General features: G+C 64.4%; 1 protein-coding gene. It reads left to right on the top strand.

Translation table 11 applies throughout. The features are described from left to right. Positions 1-1,472: maltose alpha-D-glucosyltransferase (gene treS, locus AC5P1C_RS43685; RefSeq protein WP_493871576.1), on the top strand; the 1,472-nt coding region annotated here is incomplete at both ends.

Here is a 1,472-nt window from a genome sequence, read left to right as displayed (position 1 = left end):
GACAGCAACGGCGACGGCATCGGCGATCTCAAGGGCATCACCGCCAAGCTGGACTATCTGCAGTGGCTCGGCGTGGACTGCCTCTGGCTGCCGCCGTTCTTCAAGTCGCCGTTGCGGGACGGCGGTTACGACGTCTCGGACTACACGGCTGTCCTGCCCGAGTTCGGTGATCTCGCCGACTTCGTGGAATTCGTGGACTCCGCGCACCAGCGCGGCATGCGCGTGATCATCGACTTCGTGATGAACCACACCAGCGATCAGCACCCGTGGTTCGAGCAGTCACGCACCGACCCCGACGGCCCCTACGGCGACTACTACGTCTGGGCCGACGACGACAAGCAGTACCAGGACGCCCGCATCATCTTCGTCGACACCGAAGCCTCCAACTGGACCTTCGACCCGGTACGCAAGCAGTACTTCTGGCACCGCTTCTTCTCCCACCAGCCCGACCTCAACTACGAGAACCCCGCCGTCCAGGAAGAGATCATCTCCGCCCTGCGATTCTGGCTCGACCTGGGCATCGACGGCTTCCGCCTGGACGCCGTGCCCTACCTCTTCGCCGAAGAGGGCACCAACTGCGAAAACCTCCCCCGCTCCCACGGCCTGCTCAAACGCGTCCGTGCCGAGATCGACGCCCACTACCCCGACACCGTCCTGCTCGCCGAAGCCAACCAATGGCCCGAAGACGTCGTCGACTACTTCGGCGACTTCAAGGACGGCGGCGACGAATGCCACATGGCCTTCCACTTCCCCGTCATGCCCCGCATCTTCATGGCCGTCCGCCGCGAATCGCGCTACCCCGTCTCCGAAATCCTCGCCAAAACCCCCGCCATCCCCTCCGGCTGCCAATGGGGCATCTTCCTGCGCAACCACGACGAGCTCACCCTCGAAATGGTCACCGACGAAGAACGCGACTACATGTACGCGGAATACGCCAAAGACCCCCGCATGCGCGCCAACATCGGCATCCGCCGCCGCCTGGCCACCCTCCTGGACAACGACCGCAACCAGATCGAACTCTTCACCGCACTCCTGCTCTCCCTGCCCGGCTCACCGATCCTCTACTACGGCGACGAGATCGGCATGGGCGACAACATCTGGCTCGGCGACCGCGACGCCGTGCGCACCCCCATGCAATGGACACCCGACCGCAACGCCGGCTTCTCCTCCTGCGACCCCGGCCGCCTCTACCTCCCCACCATCATGGACCCCGTCTACGGCTACCAGGTCACCAACGTCGAAGCCTCCATGTCATCCCCCTCCTCACTCCTGCACTGGACACGCCGGATGATCGAAATCCGCAAGCAGAACCCCGCCTTCGGCCTCGGCTCCTACACCGAACTCGCATCCTCCAACCCCGCCGTCCTGGCCTTCCTGCGGGAGCACAAAGACGACCTCGTACTGTGCGTGCACAACTTCTCGCGGTTCGCACAACCCACCGAACTCGACCTCCGGGCCTTCAACGGCCGGCA

Source organism: Streptomyces sp. A18 (assembly GCF_059026065.1).
The sequence above is the reverse complement of the archived record's forward strand: the minus strand, read 5'-3'. Positions and strand labels throughout refer to the sequence as shown.